The organism is Bradyrhizobium sp. LB11.1 (assembly GCF_040549385.1).
Taxonomy (GTDB): domain Bacteria; phylum Pseudomonadota; class Alphaproteobacteria; order Rhizobiales; family Xanthobacteraceae; genus Bradyrhizobium.
Window position 1 is genome coordinate 73,507 of sequence record NZ_JBEPTH010000001.1, and the last position, 19,408, is coordinate 92,914.

The 19,408-nt window shown below is 64.6% G+C and carries 22 protein-coding genes; 7 read left to right on the plus strand and 15 right to left on the minus strand.

Annotated elements, in window-relative coordinates:
- Nucleotides 1-2: 2 nt before the first annotated feature.
- From arsC to ABIA96_RS00315, 3 genes are read right to left on the minus strand one after another with little or no spacing between them, the layout of a single operon-like run.
- Entirely contained in the window at nucleotides 3-428 is a 426-nt protein-coding gene (gene arsC / locus ABIA96_RS00305; RefSeq protein ID WP_354135018.1) for an arsenate reductase (glutaredoxin), read from the minus strand.
- Nucleotides 425-1,114: an aquaporin gene (locus ABIA96_RS00310; protein ID WP_354135019.1), complete on the minus strand. Its 690-nt coding sequence runs from the start codon at nucleotides 1,112-1,114 to the stop codon at nucleotides 425-427. Before ABIA96_RS00310 ends, arsC begins: the two co-directional genes overlap by 4 nt.
- Nucleotides 1,111-1,482, minus strand: a complete 372-nt coding sequence (locus ABIA96_RS00315) for an ArsR/SmtB family transcription factor (protein WP_354135020.1) — start codon at nucleotides 1,480-1,482, stop codon at nucleotides 1,111-1,113. Before ABIA96_RS00315 ends, ABIA96_RS00310 begins: the two co-directional genes overlap by 4 nt.
- A 49-nt stretch (nucleotides 1,483-1,531) precedes the next feature.
- Between ABIA96_RS00315 and ABIA96_RS00320 the strand changes: the two genes are divergently transcribed.
- On the plus strand, nucleotides 1,532-2,059 hold the full coding sequence (locus ABIA96_RS00320; protein ID WP_354135021.1) for a DUF6428 family protein: 528 nt from the start codon (nucleotides 1,532-1,534) through the stop codon (nucleotides 2,057-2,059).
- Between the two features lie 30 nt (nucleotides 2,060-2,089).
- Here the strand turns inward: ABIA96_RS00320 and ABIA96_RS00325 are convergent, their stop codons facing one another.
- Complete coding sequence (locus ABIA96_RS00325) at nucleotides 2,090-2,716, minus strand: LysR family transcriptional regulator (protein ID WP_354135022.1); 627 nt, start codon at nucleotides 2,714-2,716, stop codon at nucleotides 2,090-2,092.
- Between the two features lie 128 nt (nucleotides 2,717-2,844).
- Between ABIA96_RS00325 and ABIA96_RS00330 the strand changes: the two genes are divergently transcribed.
- Together ABIA96_RS00330 and ABIA96_RS00335 are read left to right on the plus strand one after the other, a co-directional pair.
- A complete protein-coding gene (locus ABIA96_RS00330; protein ID WP_354135023.1) occupies nucleotides 2,845-3,237 on the plus strand; it encodes a RidA family protein in 393 nt (130 codons plus the stop codon).
- A gap of 45 nt (nucleotides 3,238-3,282) precedes the next feature.
- Nucleotides 3,283-3,975 carry an L-2-amino-thiazoline-4-carboxylic acid hydrolase gene (locus ABIA96_RS00335; RefSeq protein WP_354135024.1) on the plus strand — a complete coding sequence of 231 codons (693 nt, stop codon included), beginning with the start codon at nucleotides 3,283-3,285 and terminating at the stop codon, nucleotides 3,973-3,975.
- 10 nt (nucleotides 3,976-3,985) lie between these two features.
- On the opposite strand, the gene ABIA96_RS00340 is transcribed toward ABIA96_RS00335, so the two are convergent.
- Complete coding sequence (locus tag ABIA96_RS00340; RefSeq protein ID WP_354135025.1) at nucleotides 3,986-4,837, minus strand: MBL fold metallo-hydrolase; 852 nt, start codon at nucleotides 4,835-4,837, stop codon at nucleotides 3,986-3,988.
- Nucleotides 4,838-4,931: 94 nt separating this feature from the next.
- Here ABIA96_RS00340 and ABIA96_RS00345 point away from each other — a divergent pair, with 94 nt between their 5' ends.
- Nucleotides 4,932-5,807 (plus strand): LysR family transcriptional regulator, encoded by an 876-nt coding sequence (locus ABIA96_RS00345; RefSeq protein WP_354135026.1) that lies wholly within the window; start codon nucleotides 4,932-4,934, stop codon nucleotides 5,805-5,807.
- 10 nt (nucleotides 5,808-5,817) lie between these two features.
- On the opposite strand, the gene ABIA96_RS00350 is transcribed toward ABIA96_RS00345, so the two are convergent.
- The 5 genes from ABIA96_RS00350 to ABIA96_RS00370 form a co-directional block, all read right to left on the minus strand.
- A complete protein-coding gene (locus ABIA96_RS00350) occupies nucleotides 5,818-6,582 on the minus strand; it encodes a hypothetical protein (protein ID WP_354135027.1) in 765 nt (254 codons plus the stop codon).
- A gap of 196 nt (nucleotides 6,583-6,778) precedes the next feature.
- Complete coding sequence (locus ABIA96_RS00355; RefSeq protein WP_354135028.1) at nucleotides 6,779-7,237, minus strand: hypothetical protein; 459 nt, start codon at nucleotides 7,235-7,237, stop codon at nucleotides 6,779-6,781.
- A 26-nt stretch (nucleotides 7,238-7,263) separates the two neighbouring features.
- A complete protein-coding gene (locus ABIA96_RS00360; protein ID WP_354135029.1) occupies nucleotides 7,264-10,671 on the minus strand; it encodes a CHAT domain-containing protein in 3,408 nt (1,135 codons plus the stop codon).
- Nucleotides 10,672-10,904: 233 nt separating this feature from the next.
- On the minus strand, nucleotides 10,905-11,666 hold the full coding sequence (locus ABIA96_RS00365) for a hypothetical protein (RefSeq protein ID WP_354135030.1): 762 nt from the start codon (nucleotides 11,664-11,666) through the stop codon (nucleotides 10,905-10,907).
- Between the two features lie 15 nt (nucleotides 11,667-11,681).
- A complete protein-coding gene (locus ABIA96_RS00370) occupies nucleotides 11,682-11,870 on the minus strand; it encodes a hypothetical protein (protein ID WP_354135031.1) in 189 nt (62 codons plus the stop codon).
- Nucleotides 11,871-12,122: 252 nt separating this feature from the next.
- Here ABIA96_RS00370 and ABIA96_RS00375 point away from each other — a divergent pair, with 252 nt between their 5' ends.
- Nucleotides 12,123-13,100 carry a DUF2336 domain-containing protein gene (locus ABIA96_RS00375; RefSeq protein WP_354135032.1) on the plus strand — a complete coding sequence of 326 codons (978 nt, stop codon included), beginning with the start codon at nucleotides 12,123-12,125 and terminating at the stop codon, nucleotides 13,098-13,100.
- 151 nt (nucleotides 13,101-13,251) lie between these two features.
- On the opposite strand, the gene ABIA96_RS00380 is transcribed toward ABIA96_RS00375, so the two are convergent.
- From ABIA96_RS00380 to ABIA96_RS00390, 3 genes are all read right to left on the minus strand, one after another.
- Complete coding sequence (locus ABIA96_RS00380) at nucleotides 13,252-13,596, minus strand: DUF1491 family protein (protein ID WP_354135692.1); 345 nt, start codon at nucleotides 13,594-13,596, stop codon at nucleotides 13,252-13,254.
- Nucleotides 13,597-13,667: 71 nt separating this feature from the next.
- A complete protein-coding gene (locus ABIA96_RS00385) occupies nucleotides 13,668-14,372 on the minus strand; it encodes a peptidoglycan-binding domain-containing protein (protein WP_354135033.1) in 705 nt (234 codons plus the stop codon).
- Nucleotides 14,365-16,215, minus strand: a complete 1,851-nt coding sequence (locus ABIA96_RS00390) for a PAS domain-containing sensor histidine kinase (RefSeq protein WP_354135034.1) — start codon at nucleotides 16,213-16,215, stop codon at nucleotides 14,365-14,367. The genes ABIA96_RS00385 and ABIA96_RS00390 overlap by 8 nt, the downstream gene beginning before the upstream one ends.
- Before the next feature lie 387 nt (nucleotides 16,216-16,602).
- Between ABIA96_RS00390 and ABIA96_RS00395 the strand changes: the two genes are divergently transcribed.
- Nucleotides 16,603-17,022 (plus strand): DUF5330 domain-containing protein, encoded by a 420-nt coding sequence (locus ABIA96_RS00395; RefSeq protein WP_354135035.1) that lies wholly within the window; start codon nucleotides 16,603-16,605, stop codon nucleotides 17,020-17,022.
- A 70-nt stretch (nucleotides 17,023-17,092) separates the two neighbouring features.
- Nucleotides 17,093-17,521, plus strand: a complete 429-nt coding sequence (locus ABIA96_RS00400; RefSeq protein WP_354135036.1) for a SufE family protein — start codon at nucleotides 17,093-17,095, stop codon at nucleotides 17,519-17,521.
- Between the two features lie 152 nt (nucleotides 17,522-17,673).
- On the opposite strand, the gene ABIA96_RS00405 is transcribed toward ABIA96_RS00400, so the two are convergent.
- Nucleotides 17,674-18,090 (minus strand): Ros/MucR family transcriptional regulator, encoded by a 417-nt coding sequence (locus ABIA96_RS00405; protein WP_354135037.1) that lies wholly within the window; start codon nucleotides 18,088-18,090, stop codon nucleotides 17,674-17,676.
- 160 nt (nucleotides 18,091-18,250) lie between these two features.
- Nucleotides 18,251-19,096: a DUF308 domain-containing protein gene (locus ABIA96_RS00410; RefSeq protein ID WP_354135038.1), complete on the minus strand. Its 846-nt coding sequence runs from the start codon at nucleotides 19,094-19,096 to the stop codon at nucleotides 18,251-18,253.
- Nucleotides 19,097-19,408 lie beyond the last annotated feature (312 nt).

The following is a 19,408-nucleotide window of genomic DNA, read 5'->3' on the forward strand; positions in this document are numbered from 1 at the left end:
GTTCATCCGGCGCCTGCACCCGGCGTCTTCCGCGAAATCACTTCCCCGTCCTCCTTGATGAATTGGCCGATGTCCGCCACGGCGAGCAGATCAAGAACGGCCTCGGACGGCCGGCACAATCTCACGCCCTTTGGCGAGACCACGATCGGCCGATTGATCAGGATGGGATGCGCCATCATGAAATCGATCAGTTCGTCGTCACTCCATTTCGGATTGGCAAGATCGAGCGCGGCATAGGGCGTGCCCTTCTCGCGGAGCAGCGCCCGGGGCGTCGTCCCCATGGCGGAGATCAGCGACATCAGCGTGTCACGCGAGGGAGGATTCTCGAGATATTCGACGATCTCGGGCTCCTCCCCGCTTTGGCGGATCATTGCCAAGGCGTTGCGCGACGTCCCGCAATCGGGATTGTGATAGATCGTAACCGTCATCGGATGGCTTCCTTCGTGGTTTCAGCGCCCCGCAGCAGCCACGTCATGAATGCCGCCGCGACCATGACGCCCAGAACTTCGGCGACGATGAATCCCGGCAGATCCTGCGCGCGGATGCCGGAGAACGTGTCGGTGAACGATCGCGCAATGGCGACGGCCGGATTGGCGAAAGACGTGGACGCAGTGAACCAGTAGGCGGCCGTGATGTAGAGCCCGACCAGCCATGGAATTGCGGTCTCACGAAACCGAAGACCACCGATGATCGTTGCGAGTAGTCCGAATGCGGCGACGAACTCCGCGAACCACTGCGGAAATCCTGTCCTTGCCTTTGCAGACAACTCCAGCAACGGCAGGCCGAACATCGCATGCGCGACCATCGCTCCCAGGATCCCTCCGAGGATCTGCGCCGTGACGTACTGCGCGGCATGCGGCGGACGGAGTTCGCCCTTGAGCGCGAACACCAGCGTGACCGCCGGATTGAAATGTGCGCCGGATATCGGTCCGAGGATCGTGATCAGCACCACCAGAATGGCGCCGGTCGGAAGGGTGTTGCCAAGCAGCGCCAGCGCCACGTCTTTGGTCAACGTCTCGGCCATGATGCCGGAGCCGACGACGGTTGCGACCAGCAGCAGGGTGCCGAAGCCCTCCGCCGCGAGGCGCCTTGGCAGGTCGAAGTCGCGCATCATGCACGCGCCTTCTTCCTGGCCTTCTCCCTGGCCTTGGGGAGCACGCAGGAGGCATCGGCAAGCGCCGGCGCGCAGATTTCCGGGTGGCCCGCGCAGCAATCCCTCGTCAGAAAGGCGACGAGATCGCGCAAGCCGGTGAAATCTGCGGAGTAGATGATCGAACGCGCCTCGCGACGCGGCGCGACCATGCCCGCATGCTCGAGGTCCTTCAGGTGGAAAGACACGTTGGAGGGCGACACCGCGACCGCCTCGGCGATCGCCCCTGCCGCCATTCCGTCAGGACCGGCCTGGACCAGCAGCCGAACGATGCGCAGCCGCGTCTCCTGCGACAGCGCGGCGAAAGCGGCTCGGGCTTGACGTTCCTCCATTTTTCGACAATCCTACAATTCAAGAACCATTGAAATGAGGATAGCAGCCATGGACACGCTTGCCAATACCCGCTCGGTCGTCGGCGCCCTGCTTCCGGTGGACGAACTCTCGGCTGAAGCGCTCCTTTCCGGCCTCGAAGCGCACAGGGTGAAGCCGCTGATCTTCAGTTACGACGGCAGGGATGTACGGCCCAGCTACCACGTCACCGAAGTCAAGACCGGTCTATTCCGTGGCCTCGATTGCGGGGCGAATCCTGAAAGCTGGAGCGAGACCTTCATTCAGCTCTGGGACATCGAGGAGGACAACCGGGGCCATATGCCTGCCGGGAAATTCCTCGCAATCATCCGCAAGGTCGACGAAGCCGTCGGCTTCGATCCGCAGGCCAAGCTGACCTTTGAAGTCAGCGACGGTGTCGGGCCAATGCAAATCTATCGCGCGGAACGCATGGACACCGATGGCGCAACCATACGGGTCTATCTCTCGGCGCGTCCGTCGAGTTGCAAGCCGCGCGACCGATGGCTCCAGGAGAAGCAATCCTGCTGCGCTCCAAAAGCCAGGCAGCCCTGCTGTGGTTGATGCTTTCAACGTGACATGGCGGCGGTCGCTTCAGCTTCCGATGCCGCCGACCAGCCGCGGACGGCGGTTTGCGCGCGGGTTCTCGACCGACTGGGCGCGTAGCCATTCGCGGAAGCTGACGATCTCGGGACAATCCGCAGTGCCTTCGGGCGCGATCAGCCAATCGCCCAGACCGGATCCCTCGTTGACCCGGTCGCAGCGATAGCCGGGATGATGGCCGAGATTGCGGGCGATCAACAAATCGACCTTGCCTTCGACCAGTTCGTGCAGGCCGGCGGGCTGCAACACGCGCAACCCGATCTCCACGTGCGCCTCGCGAAACGCTGCCAGATCGAGGCGGCGCAGATCGAAGCTGGCATGCACTCCCAATTGCAGCAGCACCGCACCCGCCGGCTTCAATTGCGAGGTCGCCTCCGCAATGCAGCGAAAGCCATCGGACACCCCGGGCAGATAGGCCTGCCCCGCCGCGGTCAGGATGAGCTGCTTGTGCAGCCGCTCGAACAGCTGCACGCCGAGGCGCGCCTCCAGCGCTTTCACCTGCTGTCCTACGGCGGCGGGCGTCACGTGCAGCTCATGCGCGGCCAGCTTGAAGCTGAGATGGCGCGCGGCGGCCTCGAAGGCGCGGAGCGCGTTGAGTGGTGGCAAGGTGTAGGTCATCGCACCGCAGTTTGACACCGATGGACCGAGGCCTTGCAATAGATTTTCTTGCGCTGAACCGCAGCAACAATGCTTTGCGCCGCGGCGACGCCGCCGGATACGGTCGGCCCGCAATTCGGAGTGCCCCCATGCCCCTCGCCCACATCGTCAGCCACAATCCCACAACGGTTCACCCTCCCGCCGGCGGCTACAGCCTGGGACTTGAGGTGAATCAACATCGCCGCCTGCTGTTCGTCAGCGGCCAGGTGCCGGAGAGATCCGACGGCATCGTGCCCGAAGGTTTCGAGGCGCAATGCGAGCAGGCCTGGCACAACGTGCTGGAGGTGCTCGCCGCCGCCGGCCTTGGCGTCGCGCATCTGGTCAAGGTCACCACGTTCCTGACCGACCGGACTCAAGTCGTGACCAACCGCACCATTCGGCGCAAGATGCTCGGGGAGCATCAGCCTGCGCTGACGGTCGTGATTGCCGAGACCGTCGACAGCAAATGGCTGCTGGAGATCGAGGCCATCGCCGCGGAATGAAAGGCCTTCACCGACTTTCCAATAAGCCCATGATGCGAGGGTCCAATGGCTGAGATCATCCACCCCTTCTACGAGCAGCATCGCGATGCCATGGAGGCTGCGATGCGCCATCGGCTCGAGCTTGCCGATACGATGTTGCGCGAGCGCGCAGAACTCACCGATATCGAGGGGATCAGGCACGAGGTCATGGGCGAGTTCGACATCGTGCTCACCCAATTGCCCTATGTCGGCGGCGCCGCGAGCCGCATGAGCGATTTCTTCATGCGCCTGATCGGCTTCACGGCGATCAGCCGCGTGCTGCGGCGGCACAGCGTGCCGCTGCCTGTCATCGGCGAGATCGAGCGGGAGACCTACAAGGCGCAATTGCTCACCGCACCCGAAGCGGAGCGTCTCGCCGCGGGAGATCAATTCATGTCGCCGGAAAACCAGACCTTGCTGCGTGAGCAGGCTGCAAAAAGCGTCACGGCAAGCCATCAGGCCGAATTTTCGGAGGACTTCGTCTACGATTTCGTCGCGCCGGGGCCGAATGACAATTTTGAGTTCGGCATCAACTACCGGGCATGCGGCTTCTGCAAATTCGCGGGCCGCCACGGCGACAAGGAGATCCTGCCGAACATATGCGGGCTCGATTTCGACGCCTATGCCACGCGTGGCATCCGTCTGGAACGCACGCAAACGCTGGCCGGCGGCGCGAGCCACTGCAATTTCCGCTTCTCGCGGCTGCGGCGTGACGATTGACTTCGCCCCTTCACGCGCTAGCAATCCCGGCGGGCCAGTGTGCCGCGCACCGGCAGTTCTCGTAATCCACGGGATCATGGCTGTTGATGATCGTCACGCGGTCGCCGTGGCCGAGCTTCAGCTCACGGAGCCGCGCCTGGTTGGCGACACGAGCCTGCCGGTCCATGTCGGCGCGGCGCTGGAAATAACGAAGCACCAGCGGCGCGCGCGGTGAGGCGTCGAGCTGGGCGTGATGGAAATAGCTGTCGCCGGCATGCAGCAGCCATTTATCGCCGGAACGGACGGCGATGCCGCAATGGCCGAGCGTGTGGCCGGCGAGCGGGATCATCAGGATGTCCCCTTCCCGGTCCCCGAGCGCGCGCACGCCCTTGAAGCCGAACCAGTCCTCGCCGGCCTCGCCATAGAATGTCCAGTTCGGCCCATGGCTCCATTGTTCCCCGACATAGCGCCCTTCGGGCGGCGCGGGTTTGCGCAGCACCGCCATGTCGTATTCGGTGCGATGGACGTGGATCGCGGCATGGGGAAAGTCGGGCACGCCGCCGGCGTGGTCGCGGTCGAGATGCGTCAGCAGCACGTGGCGCACGTCATTAGGCGAATAGCCGAGCGCCTTCACCTGCTGCACAGCCGTCTCCGCCGGATCGAGCTTTGGCGCGGTCTGCCGCAGCCAACGTTTCCCAAGCCGGTCGGGCGTCGCGATATCGCCGAGGCCGATGCCGGTGTCGACCAGAGCGAGGCCGTCACCGGTCTCCATCAGCAGGCAATGGCAGACCATGCGGGCGCGCTGGAACAGGCCGCCGGTGCCGTTCACCAGCCGCCGGCCCATAGGACACATCGTGCCGGTGTTGAGATGATGGATCTTCATGGATGACGCTCGCCTGTTGTGAACAGGGCGTTCTTGTCATTGTCCCATCCATAGGTAAAATATCGAATACCGATAGTATCTATAGGTTCATACTATGGACATCCGTGAGCTTCGCTACTTCGCCGCCGTCTACCGTGAACGCAACCTCACGGCGGCCGCACGCACCTGCTTCGTGTCGCAGCCGTCGATCTCGACCGCGATCACCAATCTCGAGGCAGAGCTCGGCACCACGCTCTTCATCCGGCACAAGAAGGGCGTCGCGCCGACCGCCTCGGCCGAGCAGTTTCATATACTGGCTCGCCGCATCATCGACGAGGCCGATGCCGCGCGCAGCCTGTTCCGCAAGCCCAGCACCAGGACCAATCTGACGCTCGGCCTGATGCGCACGCTCGACGTGCCCCGGACCATCGCACTGTTGAAGCCGTTGACGGCACGCAGCGACATCGCGCTCCGGCTCGTCGGCAGCGACGAGCGCGCGGATGCAAGGATCATCTCGAAGACCATGCTTGTGGATGACGAGCATTTCGTCCCACTCTGGAGCGAGCGCTATGTCGCGGCGCTGCCGCCGTCGCATCCGCTGACGCTAAAGGACAAGCTTCGCGCCGCCGACCTCGCCGATGTGCCCATGATAGACCGCTGCCATTGCGAGCAGAGCGCGTTCTTCGGCCGCGCCACCCAACGGCGCCCATCCGCGGCGATCGCGCAATCGGAGGATTGGGCGATGGCGCTGGTCGCGGCCGGAATCGGCATCGCCATCGTCCCCGAGGGCGTGGCGAAGGGCCATCCTGATATCGCCATCCGGGAGATCGATGTGAAGGTCAAACGCGAGGTGGGGATTGCCTATCGCGCATCAGTGCCGCTGGCGGACGCGCTGAAGGATTTTGTCGGGAAGCTGCAAAGGCGGCGCGCAAAGTCCGGGCGGACGCAACATCGGCTCCTCAAGGGCAACACATCCGAGCGCCGGCGCTAGCGCTCCGCCACTATCCGAGCAAGCCCCTTAGGCCTGCATAAATCGAACCAACGGCCGTTGCGGTGACACCTGCCAGCGGTCCGACGGTCTGCATCAGGTCCTGAATCAAGCGGGCGCGGCGGCGGAGCTGTTCCTCACCGACATGCTGCCCGAGCAGACGTGCCATCCTGAAGGCAAATGCGTTCGGCTTGCCTCCCTGGCTGAGCACGCGCGGCAAGACCTGGAAGATCACGACTCCCAGGATGTTTCCGGAAATGAAAGCGAGCAGGATGCTCGCACCGTATTCGAACACTTCGCGCCACTCGATCCACACGGTCGGCAGGATCGGAACGTCATCGTGGAGGCCTGTCACCGTCAGCATTGCCTGGATGCTGACGCTGGCGAGCAGCAACGCCAGCACGAACGCCCCCAATGCCGAGACCCGATGCAGAGGATAGGCTGCGAACCCGAACAGCAGGGGGACGACGATCGACGCGATCCGGAGCGGGATCGGAGAGAGGTTGAAGGTGATGGTGATCAGAACGTGCGCGATCGTCAGCAGAGCGGCCGGAATGACGACGTAGAGAAGGGCATGCGTCCCGAAATAGCGCAGCGGGTTCTTGTAGCGCTCGAGCCGGACATTGACCCGGTCGAGATCTCGCCTGAGCCTGTCCAGCTCGGCAACGATGCCCTCGATCTCCAGAAGGGTCGGCCGCACGACGCGCAAATCGCGCGAGCAGTGCTTGCACGCGATGGCTTCGTCCTTGATGGTCTCGGCGCAGAACGGACATTCCATTGCTAACGCGACTTCCTGCGCAGCATGAAGCCCTCGGCTTCCTCTCTCGCTCGTCTCAGCTCGTCGCGCAGCTCATCTCGCTTGCGCAGAAGTTCGTCGCGTTCAGCGATCAGCCCGGCCGGAACGGCTATGTCATGCCCACAGGATGCGCAAATCAGCGCACCGTCCGCAGCTCTGGACTGGCAGTATGGGCACGTCACTTGGGTGCGACCTTGAGGGTAAAAATGGCCGTACCCGGCCGCCCATCGCTGTCCTTGATGTCGACCCGCACGGTGTAATCGCCCGGCGGCAATTCGGCGTCCTGCATGTTGATGCCGTCGGCCTGGATAAACGGTTTGACTCGTGCCGTCAGATCGACGTTCGGCGTCCTCAGAAACATGACCTTGACCGAACCCGGATCAATCTTGGCTCCGCCATAGGAATCGAACTTCAAGACCAGGTGCAGCGGCGAGCCGACCGAGTCACTCGGCGACACGAACTCCACCTTGGGACCGCGCAGGATGCCGCGCCTGTCGGCCGCAATCGCGCCCTTCGGCGGAGGCAATTTCGCCTCGTCCTCCGTGATCAATTGTGTCGCCCGCGACGGCCCTGAAAACAGGAAACCGGCCGCCAAAAGATTTGCCGCCACGAGTCCAAGCAAGAAAGTCCGTTTCATCGTCATTCCAATCTTTCTCAACCGTCTCAACGCACGCCGCCATCGCCAATGATCGTGTAAGGCGCCCAGAACAGCGGATGCGCATAAGCGAACTGGGTCTTGCCCTCGCTGTCGAGGTAACCGGGGCCATCGACGAGGGCCATCATGGCCTGACGCAGCGCTTCACTCCGCGACAATTTGGGATCGTCGGCCTGCCGCTTGAACAGGTCGGTCACCAGCTGCCGCGCCGATTGCGAATGCACCGACCAGTTCGTCACCAGCAAGGCCCGCGTTCCCGCGTAGAAGAACGCGCGGCCGAGGCCCGATGCCGCCTCGGCTCCGGCACCGGCGCCGGCACCGGTGTTGCAAGCCGACAGGATGACCCAATCGGCGTCGAGCTTGAGGCCGAGAATCTCCTCCATGGTCAGGAGGCCGTCGCCGCCTTCGCCCGTCACCGTTGGCGATGACAGTGCGAGCGCCGGCTGTGTCAAACCGTTGAGCTCGCCCGGAACAAGGCCGTGCGTGGCAAATGCGAGGATCTTGAATCCGGAAAGGTTCATCGTCTTGACCGCGCTCTCGGTCGCGTTCTTGCCGAGGAACAGCACCTTTGAAGGATCGGCCTGCAGCGCCAGCGCGATCGATTTGAGCTCGTCGGCTGTATCGGGAAGGCGGGGCAAGAGACCGAGTTCGGCGCTGTCGACGCCATCGAGCTTCGGGCTGTTGCGACGCTTCAGCGGCATGCCGCGCGTCACGTTGCCACCGACATCGGCAACCTTCACCTTGTCGCCAGCGCCTTCCGCCTCGTTCTCCTGGTCCTTGTTGAAATAGGGGTCGCCAAACGCCACGAGCTCGCCGCGCCCCGGCTTGCCCGGCGGCAGCTGCCGCAGCGTGCGCAACGCGGCCGCCGACGGCACCGTCGACACGGCGTGGGTGCGCGCCAGCCATGGCACGTTGCGGTAGCCGATGAACAGCGGGTCCTCATCCGCCGCCACCTCGGCCGGCGCCGTCGGCAGCAGGGACAGCGGCAACAGGCCGAGCGCGCCATTCGTGACCACGATCAAATTCCTGGCCGGCTTCCATCCACTCTCGACCGGCTTCAGCAACAGCTCGTAGAGCTCGTAACCAAGCTTGAGATCAAACGGCGGAATGTCCGAGATCATCGCAGCCTGCGGCTCGAGCGCCTCGCGCAGTTTGCGGATCTTGGTCTCGACGTCGCCGATGCTGGCCTTGACGGCAGCAAACGCCACCGGCCCCGACTTCGGCACGGCCCAGACGAAGCTGCCGTACTGACCGAAATAGAACGACAGCATCGCCTCGTTGTCGGCCAGCGTCGCACGGATTTCGGCGACGCTCGGCGGCTTCGGCGAGACCAGATCGGCGTAGATCGGAAACTTCTGCTTGATCTCCTGGCGCGCTCTGTCGCGTTCACCGCGCAAGGCGACGATCGAGGTCTGGATCTGCTGCGCGCCCTTCTCGCCGCGCTCCGCCGAGGGGATGGCGAGAACGTTGGTGAGCGTGCCGAGCTGGGCGTTGACCTGCTTGGTGAGATCCTGCTCCTTACGCACAAGCTCGGCCAGCGCGGGATCCTTCGCCGCCGCACGCGCGCTGGAGGCGGCCAGCGCCTGCTGCACGGAGTGGCCGCGGATCGCGTCGGCCAGGCTGAACGTCTCCTCGCCGACGGCGTCACCGGTGCCTTCGGCCCGCGCGAGCAGCAGGAGGTAGCTCTCGACGATGGTCTGAAGCCGCTGGCTGCGCGCGGCCACGACGGTCGTGTTCTCGTCGTCGGCGTTCTCGTTTGCGTTCGCCATCATGATCGGAATGGCAGCCTTGAACTCCCGGATCGCGTCGGCATCGCGCCGCGCGCGCATCAATCCGATCGCGAGCGTGCCACGCGCCGATGCCGCATCGAAATGGCTCTCGCCGACCCGATCGATCTGCTTCCTGACCAGTCGCTCTGCGGCGGCGATGCCGGCGTCGAGCTGGCCCGAATTGTACAGCGCGAGAATACGCGCCGGATTGAGCTCGATGACCTGGCGGCGCTGCGGATCCCAATTGACGACCGCCTTGTCGATCCGCGCAAACATGTCGTTGGCCTCGGCATTCTTGCGCTGCAGATTCAGGATGCCGGCGACCTGCGTGAGCAGCTGCACGGTCGACTGCGAGTCCTCGGGCACGCCAACCGTCTTGTTGATCTCGAGCGCGACACGGCCGAGCTGCTCGGCTTCGTCGTAACGGCCCTGGTCGACCAGAATACCGGCCAATCCCATCACATAGCGCGGCGTCACCGGATTGTACTTGCCGGTGTCCTTCAGACGCGACAGCAGCGCCCGGCGCGCATCGACCTCGGCTTCGGCGAGCCTGCCCTGCCGTGCCTTCATGCGTGCCTGACTGAGGATCGTGCTGTCGACCGCCTGCAACAGAAGGGTCTCGGCAGGTGGATTGTCCCCTTCCAGAACCCCCTTGTTGCCAGCGCGCTTGCGCACCTCCGCGGTGCGATAAGCAGCCTCGGCCTCGGCGAACTGCCCCCGCGCCTCGAAGATCTGGCCGCGCGAAATCTCGATCTCGCCCTCCCAGTTCTGGCCGAGCCGGGCATAGGAGGCGCGCCAGCGCGGAAGTCCGCTGGTGCGCGCCTCCTGGATCCCCGTCAGGCTCCGGCGCAGATAGGCTTCGGCCTGCGGGATGTCGCCCATCTGGATCAGGATGGCGCCCATCGAGCGATTGGCGTTGAACTGATATCCCTTGGCGGTAGGCGTGCCGGCAAACTCGTGCAGCAGTCTCTGCATGATTTCGAACGCGCGCTTGGGATCGCCCGCAGTCGCATATTGGAACGACTGGAGCTGCATCATCCGCGCCATCATGTTCGGGCTGGCGACGCCGCGCCCCGTCTCCACGGCTTTGTCCGCATCGGCGGTGGCGTCGGCGAGGCGGCCGAGCTGGGCGCGCGCGTTGGCGCGGTCAAAGTAGAATTGCGCGAGATCCACGCGCGCTTCCTTCCCCGTCGGCACGGCGTCGGCGTCCGATTTCAGCTCAGCGATCAGCTTCTCGTCAGGCTTCTCGCCGTCGAGAATCGCCGTGATGTCGGAGATATTGCGCGGCGGCGCGACGAAGTCCTTTGGCAGGGCGGTGCCGGGATCGAGCTTGGGCGCCGCTTCCTTCGGCAACTCGGCGGCGACATTGGCGCGGCCGTTGGCGGCGTTGAGCGCCGCCATCACGCAGGCCCTGACCTTGGGAGTGGCCGTGGCGCGGCACGCTTCCAGATTGGCGCCGCCGCCCGCACGCATGCAGGCCTGCACGATCGGCCTGCCGACGCTCATCCGGCAGTGCTCGATCGCCGCCTCCTTGGTCAGCGCGGCGGCGGATCCGGTCGATCCGAGCAGGATGGCAAGGGCCAGCAATTTTCTCAGAGGTGTGGAATTGCGACGGGCGTCAAGCGGCATCGCGGAATTGATGCTCATCTCAAAAGACCTTCGTGCAAAATGACTTGGTATAAGGGCGCAATCCTAGCGCTATGGCTTGGGAGAACAAGCACCAATCGGGGGCGGTTCGACCAAATGCTGACCCGCGTGGGCCGCGGCCAACACAGGTTCCCGGAGCCCCTCCCGGTGGCACCTGGACGTGCTCCTCGCCAAGGTTGCAGGCTTGGCCGCAGCCGGGGCGTCCCGGATTGCCGTTCGTGCTGACGGGAACGCTAGCCCTTCGAGACGACCGCGCGCCCGTAGGCCGGCTGCGACTGAACCGGCGGATTGACGGTTTGCGCAGCGAGTTCGCCGATCAAGCGATCGGCATCCGCGGCCATGCCGTCGGGTGCCTGGATCACCAGCCGCTCCAGCGCCCAGCGATAGGATGAGACGCGCTGTTCGAGCGACAGCTGCACCCACTGGATGATCAGCGAGTTCTCCTGCATGCGTTCGACGGCGTCGGCCCTCTCCTGCGGCGACAGCGCCGAGACGCGAGCCATGCTGGCCTCACGCTTCTTGTCGAGATCGATGACACGGATAGCAGAGCCAAAGAACGGCTCAAAACGCGTGATGTCGTTGCGCACGTCCTCGATCAGCTGCGCATAACGGGAGGCATGCGAGCGATGCGGCTCGTCGATCAACGTGCGCCCGTACATGGTGCGGTCGAACACGATCTTCTGCCGCCACGGCGACGGCAACGCCTTGTAGTCGCCGAACACGCTCTTCCAGGCCGGCCGCGACAGCGGCGGCTCGATCATGGGATAGGCAAGGTCGCGGAGCTGACGTTCTTCGTCGGTGAGCTGGAATTGAGAGGCCTTCAGGCCGAGGCTCCCGGTGACTTCGGTGCCGAGCCAACGATGCATATCGTCGCTGCGCATGTCGGCGCGGGTGCGGCCGAAATCGCCGCCGCTGCAGGCAGCAAGCGACGCGCCTACGGCTGCGAGCAGGGTGGCCGATACGATTGTGCGAATCTGGCGGATGGAGCCCGGCATTGCAAAAGCCGGAACCTAGCGGCGACGACGACGGCGTCCCGGCGCTGTGCCCGCTTCCGGCCCGCGATCGCCGCTGGTTTCGTCCGCCTCGCGCTCGATACGGATAACGGGAAGGATCAAAACCGTCCCCCTGTCCGCGCGCGGTGTGACATCCCCCGACGAGCCCACCCGGCGACCGGCCGGAAATTCAATGATGGTCCCCATGTCAGCTCTCTCAATTGCCGCGCGACAAACTGCGCCCCTGCAACATGCGGGTCATTAGGATCAGTTTATGGTTAACGGGATGTAAACATGGCCTTTGGACCGTAACGTCACGGGCCTGCCCAGGTCGTCCCGCTGCGAGACGCGATCCGCTGAAATGGGTGGGTTTGTTTCACACCTCGTTTTCCTTAACGAGCCTTTAAAGGAACCCCTGATAGGCTGAGGCAACAGTTTTTTCCAAGTTGCGTACCCTCCATGACCAAGTCGCTGTTTCCCGGATTCGACGGGCTGATGACACTCTCCCGCCGCGAGGGCGTCGATGTTCGTCCGACGTTGCTGCGGGTGCTGACCGATCTGTATGTCCAGGCGCCCACCCACAGCGAGGACGAGCAGCGGCAGTTCATCGAGCTCGCGACGCGGCTGATCGACCAGGTCGACGATGCGACGCGCGCCTCTGTCAAAGCGAAGCTTGCGATCTATGCGCAGACTCCGATCCCGGTGCTGCAGAAGCTCGGGCTGGTCGCAGCGCAAGAAGGCCGCCGGGTGCCGCTCGCGCGCGAAATCCCGCGTGCTGCGTCCGCTGCATCGCCTGCCCGCACGCCGACCGACGCCGAGCGGCGCATGGCTGCCAACATGGCGATGCAGCCGAATGAAGCGGCCGAGATCCACGACATGTTCTTCGGCGCCGATGCGAGCCAGCGCGCGCTGATCCTGCACAATCTGGCGCAGACGCCGCTGAAGGCCGCGCCGCGGATTCCGACCGTGCGCGCCAGGCGCGCGATCCAGATCCTGGAGATGGCGGCGATTGCAGGCGACGTCGAGAACTTCACCTTCGAACTCGGCGACAGCCTGATCTTGTCCTCGCGCGTCGCAGCAGAGATCGTCGACGACGCCGGCGGCGAGGCGCTCGCAATTGCCGCCCGCGCCCTCGACATGCCGAGCCCGAACTTCCAGCGCATCCTCTTGTTCTTCAAGCCGGAGATCGGCAACTCGGTGGATGCGGTCTACCGGCTGTCGCGGCTCTATGATCGCCTCAGCGACCGCTCCGCGCTGGTGATGCTGGCCGCGTGGCGCGGCTCGACGCTCGCTGTCACGCGCGCAAAATATCAGCCGTCGTTGCATGACAGTGAGAGGCAGCGCGCGCGCGCCGGCGCAAGCCAGTCGCGGTCAAACGTGCAGCCCGGATCGAGCCCGGCGGTGCGCACGAGCAGCGGCGGGTCGATGGAGCGGTAAGGCGGGCCCTCACAGACAGCGCCATTGGATGTGGGACGCGCGCTGTCCCCACGCTCGTCATTGCGAGCGCAGCGAAGCAATCCAGAGTCCCTCGGCAGAAAGACTCTGGATTGCTTCGTCGCTTCGCTCCTCGCAATGACTGGGGCGGCAGTTACGTCTTCGCCAATTCCAGAAAGTGCCGCCCCGCGCGGTCTTCGATCTCGACGATCCAGGCGTCCGGGTCGAAGCGGATTTCCTTGGTCAGGCGCTCCTCCACCGCAGGCTCCGGCATCGGCTGCGGCGCATGTGGCACGAAGAATCGGTCGACCGGCCGGCCATCGTCATAGACGGTCTGCGGCGCCGGCACGTAGAGCATCGCATTGCCGTCGAGCAGCGACACTTTGACGAACACCGCCCCCGCCTCCTCGGCGCCGCGACGGCGCACAGCACCGAACACGCCCTCGGTCTGGCACCGGCGCAGATAAGCCGAGACCCAGATATTTGATTTCAAACGCATGAGCGCACGATAGGCCAGCGCTGCCATCAGCACCAGCCTTCAGGTTTACAGGCTTGGCGAAACGCTGCCGCTTATTCGACGGGATGCCCGATTGCGCCGCCGAGCTCGCGCAACAGACGGTCGGACACCTGGCCGGTGACCTGCATCCTGTGCTCGCGCTCGAACTTCTGGATCGCTGACTGGGTCTCGCCGCTCATCGTGCCCGTAATCTTCAGATTGCCATAGCCATATTCGGCCAGGGCGCGCTGCACGCCGGCGAGGCGGCGCGCCGCCGGGCTCTGCTGCACCGGGATCGGCGCAGGCGGACGCGCGATGGCGACCGAGGGCGGCGTCGGCGTCGTAGCCTTGATGACCAGATTGGTCATGGGATCGCCGGCGCGAGGCGTCGAGGCCGTCGTCTCGGCGGGCTTCTCCGGCGCCTTCTCGGCCGGTTTCGGCTCGACGCGAAACTCGGTTGCTTTCGGTTCGAGCGGCGACGTATCGGCGCCGACGGGACGCGGACGCGGCAAGGGATTGGACAGCGACATGGACGACGGTACGGGCAGATTGATCACGGTGCCAAACATCGGCGCCGGATGCCGGCCGGTCTGCAGAAACAGCGCGTTCGCGACGATGGCGCTGACGGCAGCGGCGGCGACGAGGCCGGCCAGCGTGTCCTTGGGACTGTGCAAGAGCACGCGCATCACGAGATTGCGCTCGGTCTCGACATCCACGACCGCGGCCTTGGCACCACGGCGGCGCGGAGCGGCTTCGTGCTTTGCAGACTTTCTAGGCACTTTTCTTCACCAGAGCAGGTTGGTCCTGAACTTCATGACGGAACACCGGCGTCAGCGTCGCGATCTTGCTCTCGGCCGGCTTCGCTTGCGGCGGCGTGTAGACGAGCGGCAGCTTGACGGTGACAGCGGTGCCCTCGCCGAGCCTGCTTTGTACCGTTAATTCGCCGAGATGCAACGCCACCAGGCTCTTCACGATCGAGAGCCCGAGGCCGGTGCCTTCGTGACGGCGTTCATAGGTCTTGCCGCATTGGAAGAACGGCGCACCGATGTGCTTGAGATCGTCGGGCGCGATGCCGACCCCGGTATCGCTGATGCGCAGCGTGAGCTGCGAACCAGACGCCGCTGCAGACACCGAGACCTGACCGCCGCGCTCGGTGAACTTGACGGCATTGGCGACAAGATTGAGCACGATCTGCTTGAACGCACGCGGATCGCCGGTCATCACCGGCAGATCCTGCGGCGCGTCCGTGACAAGATCGATGCCGTTCTCGCGCGCTTTCAGCGCCAGCAGATTGCAGCAATGCATCAGCGAGGCGCGCGGTGCAAACGGCTCCGACGCAATCTCGAAATTGCCCGATTCCATCTTCGACATGTCGAGGATGCCGTTGACGACCGACAGCAGATGCTGGCCGGACGCATTGATGAGCTCGGCATATTCCTTGCGCTGGGCCGCACCCAGCATCAACGTCTGTTCCTGCGCGATCATCTCGGAGAAGCCGATGATGGCGTTGAGCGGCGTGCGCAGCTCGTGGCTCATGGTGGCAAGGAAACGCGTCTTGGCGGCATCGGCCCCCTCTGCCGCGCTGCGCGCCTGATCCAGCGCCTGCTCTGAAACCTTGCGATCGGTGACGTCGCGCATCACGCCGACGACTTCGGCCTCTCGCGTGGTATCACGGCCCAGATCCTGATCGAGCGGCCGGCAGCGCATCTCGACCCAGATGAAGTCGACCTGGCCGCGCTCCGAACCGGTCGGCTCCCGCCGCAGCCGGAATTCGACGCTGCGCACGTCGCCGCGCGCGGCATCGGAGAGTGCGGTGAGATAGGCCGGACGATCGGCGACATGGACGCGATCGAACAGGCCATGGCCGTGCAGCTGCGCAACGGGCATGCCGAGCATGGCCTCCGCCGCCGGCGAGATGAACTGCACCGCGCCGTTGCGCTGATGCCGCGAGATCACGTCGCTCATGTTGCGCGCCAGCAGGCGATAGCGCTCCTCCTCGCGCGACAGCAGCGTGACGCTGGTACGCGCGAGCGACTCGGCGCCGAAGGCGAGGCCGGCGGCATAGAGCGTTGCGGAGGCGACGCCGAACGCCATGAGCACGCCCCGCTCCGTGGCCGTCGCTTCATCGAGCGGCAACCAGCCGAGCTGACTGACGAGAATCAGGATCCCGGCGCAGGAGAGCGCAAGAACCGAGGCAAAGGCCGCGACACGGCGCGAGGCCGACAACGCGGCTTCGAGGGGAACCACGACCAGCCAGATCGCGGCGAATGATTCGATGCCGCCGGTCGTGGCCGCGATCGCCATGATCAGGCCGGCGAGCGCCAGCGACGACAGCACATGGGCGCCTTCGTACCGTCCGGTGCGCGACAGGAACCAGGATAGCAGGATCGGCGCGATCAGCCAGGCGAAGGCAGCGACCTCGATCGCGCTCGGCGCGCCACGCAGGACGAGATAGACGGGAAATGCGGCAAAGGCGGCCAGGCTTCCCAGAAGCCGGGGCGCCATGAAGGCACGATGGCGCGCTCGCGTCAGCGCATCGTAGCGCGCGGAGGGATGCAGCAGCGCATCGAGACAATCGCGGATGATACTCAAAACTGTCACGGGTCTCGCGCTTCGGCTCATTCGTCCTGGAAGACGTGCCGGAACGCCTCCTTATCGTTGAGCCAACGTGTCAGAGCGATCTTAAACGAGTGCTAAGGCGGATCGGCCCGCCGCCGGACACCGCGTCATCGCGAAGATTTTTAGACGATTTGGCGATGTCATCATCGGGGATGGTGAACACAGGGTTTCGCCGTCCCTTTCATGGTTTCGAATTGGTGGACATGCAGGCCCGAGGCACCAGGGACGCGCGCGTCAATGGAAAATTTACGAGACCTGCATTCCGCGAGATTCTTGCGTCAATTTTCTGCGAATTAAGCGGAAGGCAATCACTTGCGATTTATCGAGAGTTGCTAGGTCGCATCGCCGCGCGGGAATCGCAGTGGCGGGATCTAACAGACAGGTCGCAAGATGCGCTTTCTGCTCCGCATCACATTCTGGCTCGGGCTGGTGCTGGTGCTCCTGCCTCGGGACAAAACGCCCGAATCGGAGAAGCTGCCGCAGATCGGTGCTGCCGACGCGGTGCAGGCTGCGACTGCGGCCGTCTCCGACGCGAGCCAATTCTGTAAACGCCAGCCGGCGGCCTGCGAGGTCGGCGGCCAGGCCGCGGCCATCATCGGCCAGCGGGCCCAGGACGGCGCGCGCAAGATCTACCAGATCATCAACGACAAGAAAGAGCAGCTCGAGAAGACCGACAAGAAGGCGCCCGACCACACCGGCTCGATCACGGTCGCCGGTGAAGGCGACGCCGCAGTCAGCGAAGCACCGCGCGACACGCTGACCCAGGACGACCTCGCGGTGGAATGGCACGGACCGGAGACGGCGAATTAAGGCCCGAATCCTATCGATTTCGAGGCCTCGCGTCCCTATATTGGCGGCAAGCGGGAACCACGGGCCATCAATGACTGCGATTGACGAGATCAGGGACAATTTCGAGCTTCTGGACGACTGGGACGACCGCTACCGGTACGTCATCGAGCTCGGCCGCACCCTGGAACCGATGCCCGAGGCGGAACACTCGGCCGAGAACAAGGTGAGTGGCTGCGTCAGCCAGGTCTGGCTCCAGAAGCTGGTCGATCGCGGCAATGGCGCGCCGATCCTGAAGTATCGTGGCGACAGCGACGCGCATATCGTGCGCGGGCTGGTCGCGATCGTGCTCGCGCTGTACTCCGGCCGCACACCGCAGGAGATTCTTGCGACCGATGCGATATCGGTGTTCGACGAGTTCGGCTTCCGCGACCATCTGACGCCGCAGCGCTCCAACGGCCTGCGCTCGATGGTCGAGCGCATCAAGACCGACGCGAAAGAGGCGCTCGCGGAGGCGTCTTAGCTCCTCGTGGTGAGGTGCCGTAGGGTGGGCAAAGCGGAGCGTGCCCACGTTCTGAGTGCGATCAATCAAAATTCGTGGGCACGACGCTTTGCGCCTTTGCCCACCCTACGAGACCGAGCCCGTAGCGCTACTACGAGATCGCGAGCGCGGGACTACTTCCCCTTCTTCCGCTGCTGCTGTCCCAGGCCCATCTTCTTCGCCAGTTGCGAACGCGCCACTGCGTAGTTCGGCGCGACCATGGGATAGTCGGCCGGCAGGCCCCATTTCTCGCGATATTGCTCCGGCGTCATGCTGTACTGGGTGCGCAGATGGCGCTTCAGCGACTTGAAGCGCTTGCCGTCTTCCAGACACACCAGATAGTCCGGGGCGATCGACTTCTTCAGCGAGACCGCAGGTTTTGCCGGTTCGAGCGGCGCTTCGACGCGGCCCGACGATACCCGCGTCAACGCGCCATGCACCTGGCTGATCAGGTTCGGAATCTCGGCGGTCGGCGTCGGGTTGTTGCTGAGATAGGCCGAGACGATGTTGGCCGTCAGCTCGATGAAATTTTTAGCCCCAACATCCGACATGGGCTCGACCCTCTCCAGTGACTCCGTCGCGCTGCATTGGCGGCGGGGAAGTATTCTCTGTCAACAATACGTTTGGCCGAAATACGACGACTGGAAAATATGAACCGATTACTGGTCCCGCGACAACAGGCGCGAGACTTTACTTGAACGCGGCGGGGCTTCAGCCGCGCTGGTCGAGATGGGCGCGCAGCTCGTCGATCGAGGCAAAGCGCATCATGCCCTCCGGCATCTGCGCCTCGATCGAGCCATCGGAATAGAGCGAATAGCCCATGCCGTCGACGATGCCGGATTTGAGCACCGTCACCTGCGACGGTTCGGCCGGCGGCGTCTCCGGTGCGGCAGGCTGCGGAACAGCGGGCTCGAAGGTCGATGCCGGGCGCGGCGGCGGCGGGCGTCGCGCCGCGGGCGGCTCCGGCGGCCGCGCGCGGTCCGGCTTCGGCCAAGCGTCATCGAAGCTCGCAGGCGGGGCCTCAGGGGCGGAAGGTGCCGCGGGCTCATCGTGTGGCGGGCTCTCGGCAGCCTTCGCCTCGGCGCGCTCGCGCTCCTTGCGTGAGCTCGAGGCGAACATCAGGTTGCGCTTTCGTGGAGCTTCCGCCGCCGTAAGCGGAGGCGGAGGCGGAGGCGCTTCCGGCCCGGCAGGTGCCTCGGCCCGCGCATGCTCGCGTGCGGGCGCTTCGGCCTGCCACGGCGGCGCGGCTGGCGGCTCGACCCGCATCGTTGGAGGCGGTGCGGGCTCCGGCGCGGGCGCGGCGAGGCCCGGCGGCAGCACCGGTCTCACGCGAACCTCCGACGGCGCGGCCGTCCCGGCCAGCCGGCGGGCGATGCCTTGCAGCTCGAGCAGCACGACGTAGAGACCGACCAGTAACATTCCGGAGCAGACGCCAATCGTTCCGCTCGTTATGAGCGTGCTGCCGAGGCTGAAATCCCTGATCGAGTAGCCAAAAGCGACCGCAAAGAGGCCCGCCAACACGGCGAAAATCCCTACAATCAACAAAGCCAAGCTCATCGAACACACCCCCGGCCGCGCATCCATGCGCGACACTCGTTACGCCACGATACCGTCATACTGCGTTCCTCGCCAACGACCAATTGCCCGGGCCGTTCCTAAAGGGAGGGATATCAGAGACTTATTCACATTCCCTTCAGCAACGGTCCGCTAGCTCTCATGTGCTCCGAGTTTCTGGAAATTGCTGCGTCGCATCAGGAATTTAGCCATAATGTCCAATTACTTGGTAATGGAACTGCGCTATAGGGATTCCGGGGAGCAGGCCCGCGCGCACCAGCAGGGCCAAGAGGGGATTCCGGGTCACCAATAGCC

Bases quoted from the DNA above. Each gene is read 5' to 3' on its own strand.
- arsC (WP_354135018.1), bottom strand. From the start codon at position 428: ATGACGGTTACGATCTATCACAATCCCGATTGCGGGACGTCGCGCAAC.
- ABIA96_RS00310 (WP_354135019.1), bottom strand. From the start codon at position 1,114: ATGATGCGCGACTTCGACCTGCCAAGGCGCCTCGCGGCGGAGGGCTTC.
- ABIA96_RS00315 (WP_354135020.1), bottom strand. From the start codon at position 1,482: ATGGAGGAACGTCAAGCCCGAGCCGCTTTCGCCGCGCTGTCGCAGGAG.
- ABIA96_RS00320 (WP_354135021.1), top strand. From the start codon at position 1,532: ATGGACACGCTTGCCAATACCCGCTCGGTCGTCGGCGCCCTGCTTCCG.
- ABIA96_RS00325 (WP_354135022.1), bottom strand. From the start codon at position 2,716: ATGACCTACACCTTGCCACCACTCAACGCGCTCCGCGCCTTCGAGGCC.
- ABIA96_RS00330 (WP_354135023.1), top strand. From the start codon at position 2,845: ATGCCCCTCGCCCACATCGTCAGCCACAATCCCACAACGGTTCACCCT.
- ABIA96_RS00335 (WP_354135024.1), top strand. From the start codon at position 3,283: ATGGCTGAGATCATCCACCCCTTCTACGAGCAGCATCGCGATGCCATG.
- ABIA96_RS00340 (WP_354135025.1), bottom strand. From the start codon at position 4,837: ATGAAGATCCATCATCTCAACACCGGCACGATGTGTCCTATGGGCCGG.
- ABIA96_RS00345 (WP_354135026.1), top strand. From the start codon at position 4,932: ATGGACATCCGTGAGCTTCGCTACTTCGCCGCCGTCTACCGTGAACGC.
- ABIA96_RS00350 (WP_354135027.1), bottom strand. From the start codon at position 6,582: ATGGAATGTCCGTTCTGCGCCGAGACCATCAAGGACGAAGCCATCGCG.
- ABIA96_RS00355 (WP_354135028.1), bottom strand. From the start codon at position 7,237: ATGAAACGGACTTTCTTGCTTGGACTCGTGGCGGCAAATCTTTTGGCG.
- ABIA96_RS00360 (WP_354135029.1), bottom strand. From the start codon at position 10,671: ATGAGCATCAATTCCGCGATGCCGCTTGACGCCCGTCGCAATTCCACA.
- ABIA96_RS00365 (WP_354135030.1), bottom strand. From the start codon at position 11,666: ATGCCGGGCTCCATCCGCCAGATTCGCACAATCGTATCGGCCACCCTG.
- ABIA96_RS00370 (WP_354135031.1), bottom strand. From the start codon at position 11,870: ATGGGGACCATCATTGAATTTCCGGCCGGTCGCCGGGTGGGCTCGTCG.
- ABIA96_RS00375 (WP_354135032.1), top strand. From the start codon at position 12,123: ATGACCAAGTCGCTGTTTCCCGGATTCGACGGGCTGATGACACTCTCC.
- ABIA96_RS00380 (WP_354135692.1), bottom strand. From the start codon at position 13,596: ATGCGTTTGAAATCAAATATCTGGGTCTCGGCTTATCTGCGCCGGTGC.
- ABIA96_RS00390 (WP_354135034.1), bottom strand. From the start codon at position 16,215: ATGAGCCGAAGCGCGAGACCCGTGACAGTTTTGAGTATCATCCGCGAT.
- ABIA96_RS00395 (WP_354135035.1), top strand. From the start codon at position 16,603: ATGCGCTTTCTGCTCCGCATCACATTCTGGCTCGGGCTGGTGCTGGTG.
- ABIA96_RS00400 (WP_354135036.1), top strand. From the start codon at position 17,093: ATGACTGCGATTGACGAGATCAGGGACAATTTCGAGCTTCTGGACGAC.
- ABIA96_RS00405 (WP_354135037.1), bottom strand. From the start codon at position 18,090: ATGTCGGATGTTGGGGCTAAAAATTTCATCGAGCTGACGGCCAACATC.
- ABIA96_RS00410 (WP_354135038.1), bottom strand. From the start codon at position 19,096: ATGAGCTTGGCTTTGTTGATTGTAGGGATTTTCGCCGTGTTGGCGGGC.